Below are 13,375 nucleotides of genomic sequence, written 5' to 3' on the forward strand. Positions count from 1 at the left end.
CGGCGCTTGTCGTGAGCGCGTGGGTGGGGGAAGTCTCCTACCGTCTGGCTTGCAGAAGCGGGTCTTGTCCCTCCACCCCCGACAGGTTCCTACCCTACCGCCATACAAGCGGGCCATGCCCGCGAAAAAACGCACATGGCGCGCCCTGCAAGGGCGATCCCGTTGTACCTCTTTCTGTATACAATCATCCCCCTTCCGCGCCGCCCGGCGGTCTGCTGCCGGCGGCGTCAGGGCTTACACTGTCTTCCGATATGTCCGCACCACCGGAGAACTCCCTTCCGTGCTCACCCATCTCGATTCCCAGGGCCGCGCCAACATGGTCGACGTCACCGAAAAAGCGGTGACTTCCCGTGAAGCGGCGGCCGAAGCACGGGTGCGCATGCGCCCGGAAACACTGCGCCTGATCCAGGACGGCGGCCACCCCAAGGGCGACGTGTTCGCCGTGGCGCGCATCGCCGGCATCCAGGCGGCCAAGCGCACCCATGAGCTGATCCCACTGTGCCATCCGCTGCTGCTCACCAGCGTCAAGGTCGAGCTGGAAGCCGAGGGCGACGACTGCGTGCACATCGTCGCGCGCTGCAAGCTGGCCGGGCAGACCGGCGTGGAGATGGAAGCGCTGACCGCCGCCAGCGTCGCCGCGCTGACCATCTACGACATGTGCAAGGCCGTGGACCGCGCCATGGTCATCGAGCAGGTGCGCCTGCTGGAGAAACTCGGCGGCAAGAGCGGCCACTATGTAGCAGAGGAAACCCGATGATTCGCGTGCAGTACTTCGCCCGTTACCGTGAAGCGCTCGGCCTCGACGGCGAGCAGCTCGCCTGGGACGGCCGCTTCAGCCAGCTCGACGACCTGCGCCGCTTCCTGCTCGAACGCGGCGGCGTGTGGAACGTGCTCGCCGAGCAGAACCTGATGTGCGCGCGCAACCAGGAGCTGTGCAGCCTCGACGAGGCGCTGCAGGACGGCGACGAGGTGGCGTTCTTCCCCACCGTGACCGGAGGCTGATGCCATGAGCGTGCGTGTGCAGACTGCGGCATTCGATCCCGGCGCCGAACTCAACGCCATGCATGCGGCCAACGTCGGCATCGGCGCGGTGGTCGGCTTCGTCGGCTACGTGCGTGATTTCAACGATGGCCGCGAGGTCGGCGGCATGCTGCTGGAACATTATCCGGGGATGACCGAGAAGTCCCTGGAGAAGATCGCCGCCGAGGCCGCCGAGCGCTGGCCGCTGCTGCGCCTGGAGATCCTCCACCGCATCGGCCGCCTGGAGCCGGGCGAGCCGATCGTCTTCGTCGCCGCCGCCAGCGCCCACCGGCAGGCAGCGTTCGACGCCTGCAACTTCGTCATGGACTACCTGAAGACCCGCGCGCCGTTCTGGAAGAAGGAAGACACCAGCGACGGCCCGCGCTGGGTGGAAGGCCGCTGCAGCGACCAGGCGGCGGCCGAGCGTTGGAAGGACTAGCCCCGTAGGGCGGGTGCAACCCGCCAATTCGGTTACGGGGTTGTGCGGATCGGGTAGGTTGGCGCTGAGCTTGCGAAGCCCAACGCCCTGAATGTTGGGCTTCACTGCGTTCAGCGCCAACCTGCGGGGATTTCACCCGCTCTACATACTGGCTCAGCCCCGATGCAGGCGGGCAGGGGAGAGCATCTCCGCATTCAATCCAAACCGCACCAGATGCTCCGGCAGCGGCTGGCGGCGGATCAGCGTCGCGCTGGCCTCGCCCATCGCCGGTGAAGTCTGCATCCCATAGCCGCCCTGGCCGGCGACCCAGTAGAAGCCCTCCGCCTGCGGGTCGTAGCCGGACACCAGCCCGCCATCGGCGACGAACGAGCGCAGGCCCGCCCAGGTGTGGCTGGGGCGGCGGATGCTCAGGGTGGTGTGTTCCTCGATCTGGTAGATGCCGGTGGCGATGTCCAACTCCTCCGGCTGCACGTCGTGCGGTTCCACCGGGTCGGCATTGGCTGGCGAGCCCAGCAGCATGCCGGCGTCCGGCTTGAGGTAGAAGCGTTCGTCGAGGCTGACCAGCATCGGCCAGCTTTGCACGTCCTGCCCTTCCGGCGGCGCGAAGAGGAAGGCGGCGCGGCGTTTCGGCTGCAGGCCCAGCGGGGCGACGCCGGCCAGCGTGGCGATCCGGTCGCACCAGGCGCCCGCCGCGTTGACCAGCACCGGCGCGCGGAAGCCCTGCCCGGCGCAGCGCACTTCCCAGCAGTCGCCCACACGCTCGATGGACAAGACCTCGCTGTCCACGTGGATGCTCCCGCCATTGTGGCGGATGCCGCGCAGGTAGCCCTGCAGCAGGGCGTCGGTGTCGATGTCGGCGGCGGTCGGGTCGTACATCGCGCCGTGGACCTTTTCCCTGCGCAGCGCCGGGAACATCGCGCAGGCCTCGTCGATATCCAGCAGGCGGGTTTCCGCGACGTTCGCCCGTGCGCTTTCGAACTGGCGCTGCAGCTCCTGCGGATTGCCCTCGAAGTCCACGATGACCTCCCCGCGCGGGCTGAGCAGCGGGTGCTCGGCGAAACCTTGCGGCGGCGCATCGAAGAAGGCGCGGCTGGCGCAGGTCAGCGCGCGCACCTGCGATGTGCCGTAGGCGGCGGTGTACAGCGCGGCGGAGCGGCCGCTGGAGTGGTAGCCGGCATGCGCCTCGCGTTCCAGCACCGCCACCCGGCCGTGTCGCGACAGCCAGAAGCCGGTGGAGGCGCCGGCGATTCCGGCGCCGATGATGAGGTAGTCCATTTCGATCATGCGGGGCATTCCGTTCGTTGGATGACCGGCAGATGGTAATGCGAATTTTCGCCGCGGTGTCCGCTACCTCTTTTCCTGCTTTCTACCCCTTCCGAGGAATGGCCGCTGGCGCGGCTTCGGCGCAGTCTGGCCGGCAGTCTGAATTTTCCGGAGATTGCCATGAGCCACCTGGCCACGCAGGAGTTCCAACCCCTGCAGATCGCGGTATTGACTGTCAGCGACACCCGCAACCTGCACAACGATACGTCCGGGCAAAGCCTGGTCAGCCTGCTGCAGCGCGCCGGCCACACCCTCGCCGAACGGCGCCTGGTGCCGGACGACATCTACCGCATCCGCGCGGTGGTTTCCGCGTGGATCGCCGATCCCAAGGTGCAGGTCGGCCTGATCACCGGCGGCACCGGTTTCACCCTTCGCGACAACACTCCGCAGGCGGTTGCGCCGCTGCTCGACCGCACGGTGGACGGCTTCGGCGAACTGTTCCGCCAGGTTTCCCAGGCGGAAATCGGCGCATCCACCATCCAGTCGCGCGCCCTGGCCGGAATCAGCAACGGTACGCTGATCTGCTGCCTGCCCGGTTCGCCGGGCGCCTGTCGTACCGCCTGGAACGAAATCCTCCTCGGCCAGTTGGATAGCCGCACGCGGCCATGCAACTTCGTGCCGCACCTGAAGGTCCTGCCAAGCCAGGTGGAAAGAATCTGCTGCGGTAGCCGGGCATGAGCGGCTGCGGATGTTCGGGGCATGACCTGCGCCCCGTCGATGAAGCGTTGACCGCCCTGCTGCAACGGGTGCCGGCGCCACCGCGGGTGGAACGAGTGCCGCTGGCTGCGGCGCTGAACCGGGTTCTGGCGGAGGACCTGCATGCGGCTCAGGACCAGCCCGCCTGGGACAACAGCGCGATGGACGGCTACGCCCTGCGCGCCGCCGATCTGCCTGCCGGTGGCGGCGCGCTGCCGCTGTCCGGCTGCATCGCTGCCGGCGATCCTGCGTCCGAGCCGCTGCCTGCCGGGCAGGCCGTGCGCATCTTCACCGGCGCGCCATTGCCGCCCGGCGCCGACAGCGTGGTCGCCCAGGAAGACTGCCGTGTCGAAGGCGAACGGGTGATCCTGCCGCCGGTACGTCCCGGCAGCCATGTACGCCTGCGTGGCGAGGAACTGCGCCGGGGCGATCCGCTGCTGCGCGCAGGCAGTCGTCTGCGTGCCCAGGAACTGGGCCTGCTGGCCAGCGTCGGGGTGGCGGAAGTACCGGTCCATCGGCGTCTGCGCGTCTGCCTGCTGAGCAGTGGCGACGAACTGCGCGAGCCCGGCGAGACGCTGGCGCCCGGTCAGATCTACAACGTCAACCGCTTCAGCATCGGCGCCCTGCTCGAAGGCTGGGGCATGGAGCTGCACGACTACGGCGTGCTCGTCGATACCCTGGCGGCCAGCCGCGACGCCCTGAGCCTGGCGGCTTCCGAATGGGATGTGCTGATCACTTCGGGCGGCGTCTCGGTGGGCGAGCGCGATCACCTCAAGCAGGCGATCCGCGAACTCGGCGAATTGCACCTGTGGCGCCTGGCGATGCAGCCGGGCAAGCCGCTGGCCTTCGGCTCGGTCGCCGGCAAGCCGTGGATCGGCCTGCCGGGCAATCCGGCGGCGGCGCTGGTCACCGCGCTGGTGGTGGGAAGACCGTTCCTGCTGCGCGCGCAGGGTCAGGTGGACGTCGATCCGCCGCTGCTGAAATTACCGGCCGCATTCGACTGGCCGAAACCCAACGCCCGCCGGCAATACCTGCGGGCGCGTCTGCAGGATGGCGAGGTGACGATTCACCCGCAGCAAGGCTCGGCAATGCTGCTGGCTGCCAGCTGGGCCGATGGCCTGGCGGTGGTCGAGGCGGGCGCAACCCTGCGCCAGGGCGAGCCGGTGGGCTATCTGCCGTTTTCTGCGCTCATGGCCTGATCCGGCCGCTGGGGGAAGCATGCAACTGGTATGTCCGGCGGGCAGTCTGCCCGCCCTCAAGTCCGCCCTGAGCGAAGGCGCGGACGCTGTCTACGTCGGTTTTCGCGACGACACCAACGCCCGCCATTTCGCCGGTCTCAACCTGGACGAGCGTCAATTGCAGGAAGGCCTGCAGCGCGTGCGCGACGCCGGCCGGCAGCTGTATATCGCGGTGAACACCTATCCCGGCGCCAAGGGGATAGGGCGCTGGCAACGCGCCGTGGACCACGCCGCCGACCTCGGCGTGGACGCCCTGATCGCCGCCGACTGCGCCGTGCTCGGCTATGCCGCGCGGCGTCATCCGGACCTGCCGCTGCACCTGTCGGTGCAGGGCTCGGCGACCAACGCGGCTGCGCTGGCCTTCTACCACGAGCACTACGGCATCCGTCGCGCCGTGCTGCCGCGCGTGCTGTCGCTGGCGCAGGTACGCCAGGTCGCCGCCGGCAGCCCGGTACCGCTGGAGGTATTCGCCTTCGGCAGCCTGTGCATCATGGCCGAGGGGCGCTGCCATCTGTCCTCCTACGTCACCGGCGAGTCGCCGAATCTCTGCGGTGTCTGCTCGCCGGCCAAGGCCGTACGCTGGAGCGAAGAACCGGAGGGCCTGACCTCGCGCCTCAACGAGGTGCTGATCGACCGCTACGGCAAGGATGAGCCGGCCGGCTATCCGACCCTGTGCAAGGGCCGCTTCCTGGTCAACGGCCAGCGCTTCCACGCCCTGGAGGAACCGACCAGCCTGAACACTCTCGACCTGCTGCCGCAACTGGCGGAAATCGGCATCGCCGCGGTGAAGATCGAGGGTCGCCAGCGCAGTCCGGCCTATGTGCAGCAGGTCACCCGCGTCTGGCGCCAGGCGCTGGATGCCGTGCAGCGCTCGCCGCAGAACTTCGTGGTTCAACCGGCCTGGCAGACCACCCTGGCCAATCTCTCCGAAGGGCACCAGACCACGCTGGGCGCCTACCACCGTTCATGGCAGTGAAGGAGTCGCCGATGAAACTGAGCCTCGGGCCGTTGCTGTTCTACTGGGAGCGCCGGCAGATACTCGACTTCTACGCGCAGATGGCGGAACAGCCGCTGGATGCGATCTATCTTGGCGAAACCGTCTGCTCCAAGCGCCGAGCCTTGTCGCTGGACGACTGGCTGGGCCTGGGCCGCGAACTGGCGCAGCAGGGCAGGGCGGAAATCCTCATCTCCGGGCTGGCGCTGCTGGAGGCCGCGTCCGAGCTGTCGACCCTGCGCCGCGTGTGCGACAACGGCGAGCTGCGCGTCGAGGCCAACGACATGGGCGCAGTGCATTACCTGCAGCGTCGCGGCGTGGAGTTCACCGGCGGGCCGTCGCTGAACATCTACAACGGCCATACCCTGGCGGAGTTGCACCGTTGCGGCATGCGCCGCTGGGTGCCGCCGGTGGAGTGCTCGGGCGAGCAGATTCTCGATGTGGTCGAGCAGCTGCAGGAACTGGGCGTGGCGGACATGGAGACCGAGGTGTTCGCCTACGGTCATCTGCCGCTGGCCTATTCCGCGCGCTGCTTCACCGCCCGCGCGGAGAACCGGCCGAAGGACGATTGCCGCTTCTGCTGCCAGCGCTATCCGGAAGGCATTCCATTGCAGAGCCAGGAGGGTGCGACGCTGTTCACCCTGAACGGCATCCAGACCCTTTCCGGCGAGCCGAGCAATCTGCTCGCCGACTACGTATCCCTGCAGCGCTGCGGCGCCGACCTGCTGCGCCTGAGCCCGCGTGCGCAAGGCATGGCCGAGGTGATCCAGGCCTTCGACAAGGTTCGCAATGGCGCCAGCCCGCCGCTGGCGGTGGATGGCTGCAATGGCTACTGGCATGGCCAGCCCGGCATGCTGCGCGCGGATGAGGTGGGACTATGCTGAACCTGAAAACTGGCGCGCTGCGCGCTGCCGACCGTCTGCTGCCGCTGGCGGCACGGGTACCGCGTCCGTTGCAGCGCGTTGTGCTGCAACGGGCTGTCAACCGGCTGTTCGCCCGGCAACTGGCCGACGGCGCCTTCGACATCCTGCGCGGCCACTGGCTGCGCCTGGAAATCGCCGACCTCGGCCTGGGCTGGACCCTGACCCGCGTGCCGGGTGGTTTGCGTATGGTGGAGCGTTGTACGCCCAGTGTGACCATTCGCGGCAACTGGCGGGATTTCCTGCTGCTGGCCAGCCGCCATGAGGACCCGGATACGCTGTTCTTCCGCCGCCGTCTGGTGATCGAGGGCGACACCGAGCTGGGTCTGGCGGTGAAGAACCTGATCGACAGCCTCGATCCGGATGAGCTGCCGAGGTGGTTGTGGAAGGGGATGCAGCGGGCGGGAGAAGCGGTACAGCAGGTGAGCCCGTAGGAGCGGGCCATGCCCGCGAAATTCCGGCAAATCGCGGGCATGGCCCGCTCCTACAAAAAAAAAGCACCCTCGCCGCAAGACAGTTGCTCCTACGGTTCACTCGTGCGTAGGGTGGAAAACGGCGAAGCCTTTTCCACCGTGACGACATGTCGAAGCAGATGGTGGAGGGTTGGTTTTGAGCGTAGGTTGGCGCTGAGCGCAGCGAAGCCCAACGGTGCCACGTCCAGCAGATGTTGGGCTTCACTTCGTTTAGCACCAACCTACGGTGACGGCAACTTTTCGATCAGGAAGGACAATTCCTCGAACAGCATGTCCGCGTCTTCCTGTGAGCAATCCTTCCCATAACGCTTCTTCAGGCCGTATTCGCTGAGGGTCAGGTGGCTATCCGCAGCCACGCCGCAGCGCGCCAGGCAGCCTTTCACGCAATGCAGCGGGCATCCATCGAGAGCGATGATGCGCCGGCCCGATTGCGCCTTCTTCACCAGCATCGGAACTCCGCCGCCAACCCCGGCGATGCAGGACATTTCCGCAAGGCCTTCGCGATCGAGGCGCAGGGCAAGGTCGTTGGCCAGTTGCGCGACGTTGGAGCAGCCGGAGCAGGAGTAGACGAGTGGGAGATCGCTCATTGGAGGGGCACCTTCAGGGCAGAGTTTGTCAGTTTCGTCCTGCCGTTGGGCTGCGACGTTTGACCCACATCAAGCGCTGAAGGTGGTTATCCCGAAGGGGGTATATGGCCCCGATGCAGGACCTGTAGGAGCCAGGGGGGACGCCCAGTTCTTGCTGGCGATCATCATGTTCACCGACGCCACCGGTGCCACTGGGAAACATGGATCGCCAGCAAGCTGGCTCCTACGAAAAGCAGTTCTTCCCGGCTATGCCAGATGATTCTCCACCGCCCACACCGCCGCTTCCACCCGCGATCTCATGCCGAGCTTGTGCAGCACGCGCTTCACATGGACCTTCACCGTGCCTTCGGTGATGTCCAGTTTGCGGGCGATCATCTTGTTGCTGTAGCCGTGGGCAAGCTGGCGGAGGATCTGCCGTTCGCGGTCGGTGAGTTCGTCGAGCCGCTTGGGATGCTCGTCGCCGCGCAGGGCCTGGGCGAGGACCTGGCTCAGTTGCGGGCTGAGGGTGAGCTGGCCGGTGGCGGCCTGGCGGATATGTTCGAGCAGGCGTTCCGGCTCCATGTCCTTGAGCAGGTAGCCGTCGGCGCCGGCGCGCAGCACGCTGATCACGTCGCTCTTGTCGTCGGAGACGGTGAATACCACGATGCGCGCGTCGACGCCGTTCTCGCGCAGGGCGCGCAGGGTGTCGAGGCCGTTCATGCCCTTCATGTTGAGGTCGAGCAGGATCATGTCCGGGTCGAGTTCGGCGCTCAGTTTCAGGGCTTCCTCGCCGCTGCCGGCTTCGCCGACGACGCTCAGGTCGTCTTCCAGTTCGAGCAGCTGGACCACGCCCTTGCGCATCATCGGGTGGTCGTCGACCAGCAGGATGCGGGCCGGTCCGTCGATCGATTGCGCGGTCATGGGGTGGTCTCCTTGCGAGTGGTATGGGATAGCGGTTGCGGCGTGAACAGCAGACGGACTCGTGTGCCGTGGGGCTCGCGTGGCGTGATGTCGAGGACTGCGCCGAGGGTCTGGCTGCGTTCACGCATGATGCTAAGGCCGTAGTGGCCGCTACGGCCGTGCGCTGGATCAAAGCCGAGTCCGTCGTCCTCCACGGTTATCGCCACCTGGCCGTTGGTCAGTGCCTCCAGGCTGATCCACGCCTGCTGCGCGCCGGCATGCCGGACCACGTTGGACAGCGCCTCGCGGACGATCTGCAGGATGTGGATTTCCTCGTTGGGGTTGAGCGGGATGTGGGCCAGCCGGTTGTCCAGCTGGATCGGCAGGCCGCCGCGCTCGGTGAACTCGTTGACGGTGTTCGCCAGCGCCGCTTCCAGGCTGGCCTGCTCCAGGCTCAGGCGGAAGGTGGTGAGCAGCTCGCGCAACTGGCGGTAGGCGCTGTTCAGGCCTTCACGCAGTTCGTCGAGGGTTTCCGTGAGTTTTTCTTCCGGCGCATCGCGCTTGAGCAGGGTGCCCAGGCGGCTGACCTGGATCTTCAGGTAGGACAGCGACTGCGCCAGCGAATCGTGCAGCTCGCGGGCGATGGTCCCGCGCTCGGCGAGCAGGGCCAGGCGGCTTTCCTGTTCCTGCTGCAGGGACAGGGCGAAGGTACGGGCGATGTTGTCGCAGAAGGTCTCGATGAACTGTTGCTGCCATTCCTCCAGGCGAGGGCCGGTGGCTTCGATGAACAGTTCGCCGAAGCGGTGTTCGCCGATTGCCAGCGGCTGCATGAATAACGGCCGCAGCTCGGTCGTCGTTTGATTGCAAGGCGTGGCCTGGCCGCGGCAGGCGTTGCAGTCGCCCTGCAGGCAGAATGCGGCGCGACTGCCGGTGTTGGTCAGCGAGCTGTACGCGCGTTCGACGCCATCCTTGTTCAGGCAGAGGGTCACCTTGCCGGCCTGCAGTACGCTTTCCAGGCGGTTCAGCAGCGGCTGCAGGCTGCGCTGGTCGTAGGGGTTCTCGCCGAGGCGGCGGGCACTGGCGTAGAGCAGTTCGAGGCGCTGGTGGCTGTGGGAGAGGGCGCGGGTCTTTTCTTCCACCCGGGCTTCCAGGTCGCCGTAGATGCCCTGCAGCTCCTCGGCCATCTGGTTGAAGCGCTCGCCGAGCTGGCTCAACTCGTCCTCGCCGCTGCTGATCACCCGCGTATCCAGCTCGCCCCGGCCGAGGCGACGGGCGGTGCGGGTCAGCTCGCGCAGCGGGCCGACCACGTGGATGCTGAGGTCGTAGAGGGTGATGAACACCATCAGCAGGCTGAGGAACAGACACAGCCCCTGCACCGTGCCGAGCAACTGCGAGCGGTACTCCGCGTTGTGCTGCAGGGTGCTGACGAAGCGGTCGATGTGGCCGACGAACACGTCCAGCCGATCGAGGCGGGGCGGCGTGCGGATGTCCATCAGGCTGAGTTCGTGGCGCAGTTGCCGGTGTTGCTGAAGCAGCGGTGCGTCGTGATCGGCGCGCTGCAGCAGGCGGTCGATCTCCGGGCCGTTGAGGCGTTCTTCGAGGGTGGTGAGCAGTGTCTCGCGCTTCTCCAGCGAGGGTTCCAGGGCCAGCCGGTAGGTGAGCATGCGCAGCGAGCCGGCCTGATTGATGACGGCGGCGTCCTGGTGCGAATAGTCGGCGAACAGCAGGGCGCTGAACATGCCGATCAGGGCCAGCGACACCAGCAGGGTGAGGTAGCAGCCGAAGCGCAGTACCAGTGAGCGGCGCAGCACATGGCGTCCGGAGGGGGAACTACCTCCAAAGAATTGATCGTTGCCGGCGGCGCCTGAAGCTGTCCGCTCATTCATGAATTTTTCCTTTTAAATCAATAACTTAAAATCTAATTCCAGATATACCTCGTTGGAGGTAGTGGCGCGTATGGGCGCACGGGGCGGATTTCTCTTCATTGATGCCTATCAACGGAGTTGTAGGCGCGCTTCCTCAGGATGCCGGAAAAGGCTGTCAGGAAGAGAGATTAGCCATGTTGTCCCATCGTCAGAAACAGTACTCCGTGCTCGGCATGAGCACACTCTCCTTCGCGGTGAACTTCGCCGTGTGGACCATGTTTTCGATCATCGGCATCCGCATCAAGGAGGAACTCGGGCTGAGCGAAGCGCAGTTCGGCCTGCTGGTCGCGCTGCCGATCCTCACCGGTTCGCTGATCCGCCTGCCACTCGGTCTGCTCACCGACCGCTTCGGTGGGCGCATCGTGTTCTTCGTGCACATGCTGCTGGTGGCGATCCCGATCTACGGCCTGGCCTTCGCCAGCCTGTACTGGCACTACCTGGTGCTCGGCCTGTTCGTCGGCCTGGCCGGCGGCTCCTTCGCAGTGGGCATCGCCTACACCTCGGCATGGTTCGAGAAGGAGCGCCAGGGCACCGCGATGGGCATCTTCGGCGCGGGTAACGCCGGGGCGGCGATCACCAACCTGGTGGCGCCGATGATCGTGGTCGCCTTCGGCTGGCGCATGGTGCCGCAGATCTACTCGGTGGCGATGCTGGTCACCGCGCTGCTGTTCTGGTTCTTCACCTACACCGATCCGGCCCACGTCAAGGGCGCACAGCAAGCCTCCGAGCGGCCGACCCTGGCCATACAGCTGGCGCCGCTGGCCGAGCTGCGGGTGTGGCGTTTCGGCCTGTACTACTTCTTCGTCTTCGGCGGCTTCGTCGCCCTGGCCCTGTGGCTGCCGAAGTACTACATCGCCGAATACGGCCTGGACCTGAAAACCGCGTCCTTCATCACCATGCTCTTCACCCTGCCATCGGGGCTGATCCGCGCCCTCGGCGGCTGGTTCAGCGACCGCTACGGCGCTCGTTCGGTGAACTGGGGCGTGTTCTGGATCTGCCTGGTCTGCCTGTTCTTCCTCTCCTATCCGCAGACCACCATGACCATTCACGGCATCAAGGGCGATGTCAGCCTGGGCATCGGCCTGAACGTCTGGCTGTTCACCTTCCTCGTCTTCGTCGTCGGCATCGCCCAGGGCTTCGGCAAGGCCAGCGTGTACCGGATCATCCACGACTACTACCCGCAGAACATGGGTACCGTCGGCGGGATGGTCGGGGTCATCGGCGGCCTCGGCGGCTTCTGCCTGCCCATCCTGTTCGGCTACGCCGCCGACCACATCGGCGTGCGCTCCTCCTGCTTCATGTTGCTGTTCGGCCTGACTGCGGTCTGCATGGTCTGGATGCACTACGCGATCAAGCAACAGCGGCGCATCGACGGCCTGGCCACGGTCGACGACGTCGATTTCCCCAAATCCCTTACCACGCATAATTGAGGAAGTGCCGTCATGGGCATGATCGCCAATAACCAACTGAAAGCCGCGCGGGGACCGTTGCTGGTCGACTGGCGCCCGGAGGAGGCCGAGTTCTGGGCGACCTCCGGCAAGAAAATCGCCACCCGCAACCTGTGGATATCCATTCCCGCGCTGCTCCTCGCCTTCTCCGTCTGGATGGTGTGGAGCACGGTGACCGTGCGCCTGAACAGCGTCGGCTTCGCTTTCAGCAACGACCAGCTGTTCATGCTCGCCGCGCTGCCGTCGATCTCCGGCGCGACGCTGCGGATCTTCTACTCCTTCATGGTGCCGGTGTTCGGCGGTCGTCGCTGGACCGCGCTGAGTACCGCCTCGCTGCTGATTCCCTGCCTGTGGCTGGGCTTCGCGGTGCAGGACCCGACCACGCCGTACTGGGTGTTCGCCACCATCGCACTGCTCTGCGGTTTCGGCGGCGGCAACTTCGCTTCGAGCATGTCCAACATCAGCTTCTTCTATCCGAAGAGCCAGCAGGGCACCGCGCTCGGCCTGAACGCCGGGCTGGGCAACCTGGGCGTATCGGTGATGCAGTTCGCCGTGCCGCTGGCAGTGGCTGGCGGCCTGTTCGGCAGCTTCGGCGGCGAGCCGCAGCAGCTTTCCGACGGCACCCAGCTGTGGCTGCAGAACGCTGGCCTGATCTGGGTTCCGTTCATTGCCGTGGTGGCCATCGCAGCCTGGTTCGGCATGCATGACATCGCCGATGCCAAGGCCTCGTTCAGCGAACAGGCGGTGATTTTCAAGCGCAAGCACAACTGGCTGATGTGCTGGCTGTACGTGGCCACCTTTGGCTCGTTCATCGGCTTCTCCGCCGGCTTCGCCATGCTCAGCAAGACCCAGTTCCCGGACATCAACCCGCTGCAGTACGCCTTCCTCGGCCCGCTGGTGGGTGCCCTGAGCCGTCCGCTCGGCGGCTGGCTGGCGGACAAGTTCGGCGGTGCACGCATCACCCTGTGGAACTACGCAGCGATGATCGGCGGCGTGCTGGCGGTGATCTCCTTCCTGCCGGGCGCGGGCGGCCAGGGCAACTTCTTCGGCTTCCTCGGCTCCTTCATCCTGCTGTTCTTCTTCGCCGGCATCGGCAACGGCTCCACCTTCCGCATGATCCCAGTGATCTTCCGCGGCGAATGGGCCAAGCGCGTGCAGCACGGCGGTGCCACCGCGACCCAGGCCCAGCGCGAGGCGGGCAAGGAATCGGCGGCGGTGATCGGCTTCAGCTCGGCCATCGGCGCATTCGGCGGCTTCTTCATTCCCAAGGCATTCGGTACCTCGCTGGCCATGACCGGCAGTGCCGAAGGCGCTCTCTACTTGTTCATCGCCTACTACCTGACCTGCATCGTCGCCACGTGGTGGTGGTATGCGCGCAAGGGTGCCGAGAGCCCGTGCTGACCGATTCCGTTTGAGCCTGATTCGTTTTGAAC

General features: G+C 66.2%; 14 protein-coding genes. 10 read left to right on the forward strand and 4 right to left on the reverse strand.

Going from position 1 to position 13,375, the window contains the following annotated elements; all coding sequences use genetic code 11:
* The first annotated feature begins 280 nt into the window (after positions 1-280).
* The 3 genes from moaC to moaE are packed head-to-tail and all read left to right on the forward strand — an operon-like array spanning position 281 to position 1,459.
* A complete protein-coding gene (gene moaC, locus JFY56_RS13565) occupies positions 281-757 on the forward strand; it encodes a cyclic pyranopterin monophosphate synthase MoaC (protein WP_208314290.1) in 477 nt (158 codons plus the stop codon).
* Positions 754-1,002: a MoaD/ThiS family protein gene (locus JFY56_RS13570; RefSeq protein ID WP_208314291.1), complete on the forward strand. Its 249-nt coding sequence runs from the start codon at positions 754-756 to the stop codon at positions 1,000-1,002. The genes moaC and JFY56_RS13570 overlap by 4 nt, the downstream gene beginning before the upstream one ends.
* A 4-nt stretch (positions 1,003-1,006) precedes the next feature.
* Positions 1,007-1,459 (forward strand): molybdopterin synthase catalytic subunit MoaE, encoded by a 453-nt coding sequence (gene moaE / locus JFY56_RS13575; protein ID WP_208314292.1) that lies wholly within the window; start codon positions 1,007-1,009, stop codon positions 1,457-1,459.
* 153 nt (positions 1,460-1,612) lie between these two features.
* Here moaE and JFY56_RS13580 read toward each other — a convergent pair whose 3' ends face one another.
* Positions 1,613-2,743, reverse strand: a complete 1,131-nt coding sequence (locus JFY56_RS13580) for an NAD(P)/FAD-dependent oxidoreductase (protein ID WP_208314293.1) — start codon at positions 2,741-2,743, stop codon at positions 1,613-1,615.
* A gap of 159 nt (positions 2,744-2,902) precedes the next feature.
* Between JFY56_RS13580 and moaB the strand changes: the two genes are divergently transcribed.
* From moaB to ubiT, 5 genes are read left to right on the forward strand one after another with little or no spacing between them, the layout of a single operon-like run.
* Entirely contained in the window at positions 2,903-3,460 is a 558-nt protein-coding gene (gene moaB, locus JFY56_RS13585; protein WP_208314294.1) for a molybdenum cofactor biosynthesis protein B, read from the forward strand.
* Positions 3,457-4,677: a molybdopterin molybdotransferase MoeA gene (locus JFY56_RS13590; protein ID WP_208314295.1), complete on the forward strand. Its 1,221-nt coding sequence runs from the start codon at positions 3,457-3,459 to the stop codon at positions 4,675-4,677. The genes moaB and JFY56_RS13590 overlap by 4 nt, the downstream gene beginning before the upstream one ends.
* 19 nt (positions 4,678-4,696) lie before the next feature.
* Entirely contained in the window at positions 4,697-5,692 is a 996-nt protein-coding gene (gene ubiU / locus JFY56_RS13595) for a ubiquinone anaerobic biosynthesis protein UbiU (protein ID WP_208314296.1), read from the forward strand.
* 11 nt (positions 5,693-5,703) lie between these two features.
* Complete coding sequence (locus JFY56_RS13600; RefSeq protein WP_208314297.1) at positions 5,704-6,594, forward strand: U32 family peptidase; 891 nt, start codon at positions 5,704-5,706, stop codon at positions 6,592-6,594.
* Positions 6,588-7,064 (forward strand): ubiquinone anaerobic biosynthesis accessory factor UbiT, encoded by a 477-nt coding sequence (gene ubiT / locus JFY56_RS13605; RefSeq protein WP_208314298.1) that lies wholly within the window; start codon positions 6,588-6,590, stop codon positions 7,062-7,064. The genes JFY56_RS13600 and ubiT overlap by 7 nt, the downstream gene beginning before the upstream one ends.
* Before the next feature lie 260 nt (positions 7,065-7,324).
* On the opposite strand, the gene JFY56_RS13610 is transcribed toward ubiT, so the two are convergent.
* The 3 genes from JFY56_RS13610 to JFY56_RS13620 all read right to left on the reverse strand — a co-directional run bounded on the left by JFY56_RS13610 (position 7,325) and on the right by JFY56_RS13620 (position 10,455).
* The gene (locus tag JFY56_RS13610; protein WP_208314299.1) at positions 7,325-7,690 is read right to left on the reverse strand and encodes a putative zinc-binding protein; all 366 of its coding nucleotides are present in this window, start codon (positions 7,688-7,690) and stop codon (positions 7,325-7,327) included.
* A 246-nt stretch (positions 7,691-7,936) separates the two neighbouring features.
* Positions 7,937-8,590 carry a two-component system response regulator NarL gene (gene narL / locus JFY56_RS13615; protein ID WP_208314300.1) on the reverse strand — a complete coding sequence of 218 codons (654 nt, stop codon included), beginning with the start codon at positions 8,588-8,590 and terminating at the stop codon, positions 7,937-7,939.
* On the reverse strand, positions 8,587-10,455 hold the full coding sequence (locus JFY56_RS13620; RefSeq protein ID WP_208314301.1) for a histidine kinase: 1,869 nt from the start codon (positions 10,453-10,455) through the stop codon (positions 8,587-8,589). The genes narL and JFY56_RS13620 overlap by 4 nt, the downstream gene beginning before the upstream one ends.
* A gap of 173 nt (positions 10,456-10,628) precedes the next feature.
* Between JFY56_RS13620 and JFY56_RS13625 the strand changes: the two genes are divergently transcribed.
* Positions 10,629-11,924, forward strand: coding sequence for a nitrate/nitrite transporter (locus JFY56_RS13625; RefSeq protein WP_208314302.1), 1,296 nt, complete (start codon positions 10,629-10,631; stop codon positions 11,922-11,924).
* Positions 11,925-11,936: 12 nt separating this feature from the next.
* A complete protein-coding gene (locus JFY56_RS13630; RefSeq protein WP_208314303.1) occupies positions 11,937-13,343 on the forward strand; it encodes a NarK family nitrate/nitrite MFS transporter in 1,407 nt (468 codons plus the stop codon).
* The last annotated feature ends 32 nt before the right edge of the window (positions 13,344-13,375 follow it).

It is taken from the genome of Pseudomonas schmalbachii, from assembly GCF_017589465.1.
GTDB classification, from domain to species: Bacteria; Pseudomonadota; Gammaproteobacteria; order Pseudomonadales; family Pseudomonadaceae; genus Pseudomonas; species Pseudomonas schmalbachii.

Coding starts and splice junctions, on each gene's coding strand:
- JFY56_RS13570 (WP_208314291.1), top strand. CDS start 754: ATGATTCGCGTGCAGTACTTCGCCCGTTACCGTGAAGCGCTCGGCCTC.
- moaE (WP_208314292.1), top strand. CDS start 1,007: ATGAGCGTGCGTGTGCAGACTGCGGCATTCGATCCCGGCGCCGAACTC.
- JFY56_RS13580 (WP_208314293.1), bottom strand. CDS start 2,743: ATGATCGAAATGGACTACCTCATCATCGGCGCCGGAATCGCCGGCGCC.
- moaB (WP_208314294.1), top strand. CDS start 2,903: ATGAGCCACCTGGCCACGCAGGAGTTCCAACCCCTGCAGATCGCGGTA.
- JFY56_RS13590 (WP_208314295.1), top strand. CDS start 3,457: ATGAGCGGCTGCGGATGTTCGGGGCATGACCTGCGCCCCGTCGATGAA.
- ubiU (WP_208314296.1), top strand. CDS start 4,697: ATGCAACTGGTATGTCCGGCGGGCAGTCTGCCCGCCCTCAAGTCCGCC.
- JFY56_RS13600 (WP_208314297.1), top strand. CDS start 5,704: ATGAAACTGAGCCTCGGGCCGTTGCTGTTCTACTGGGAGCGCCGGCAG.
- ubiT (WP_208314298.1), top strand. CDS start 6,588: ATGCTGAACCTGAAAACTGGCGCGCTGCGCGCTGCCGACCGTCTGCTG.
- JFY56_RS13610 (WP_208314299.1), bottom strand. CDS start 7,690: ATGAGCGATCTCCCACTCGTCTACTCCTGCTCCGGCTGCTCCAACGTC.
- narL (WP_208314300.1), bottom strand. CDS start 8,590: ATGACCGCGCAATCGATCGACGGACCGGCCCGCATCCTGCTGGTCGAC.
- JFY56_RS13620 (WP_208314301.1), bottom strand. CDS start 10,455: ATGAATGAGCGGACAGCTTCAGGCGCCGCCGGCAACGATCAATTCTTT.
- JFY56_RS13625 (WP_208314302.1), top strand. CDS start 10,629: ATGTTGTCCCATCGTCAGAAACAGTACTCCGTGCTCGGCATGAGCACA.
- JFY56_RS13630 (WP_208314303.1), top strand. CDS start 11,937: ATGGGCATGATCGCCAATAACCAACTGAAAGCCGCGCGGGGACCGTTG.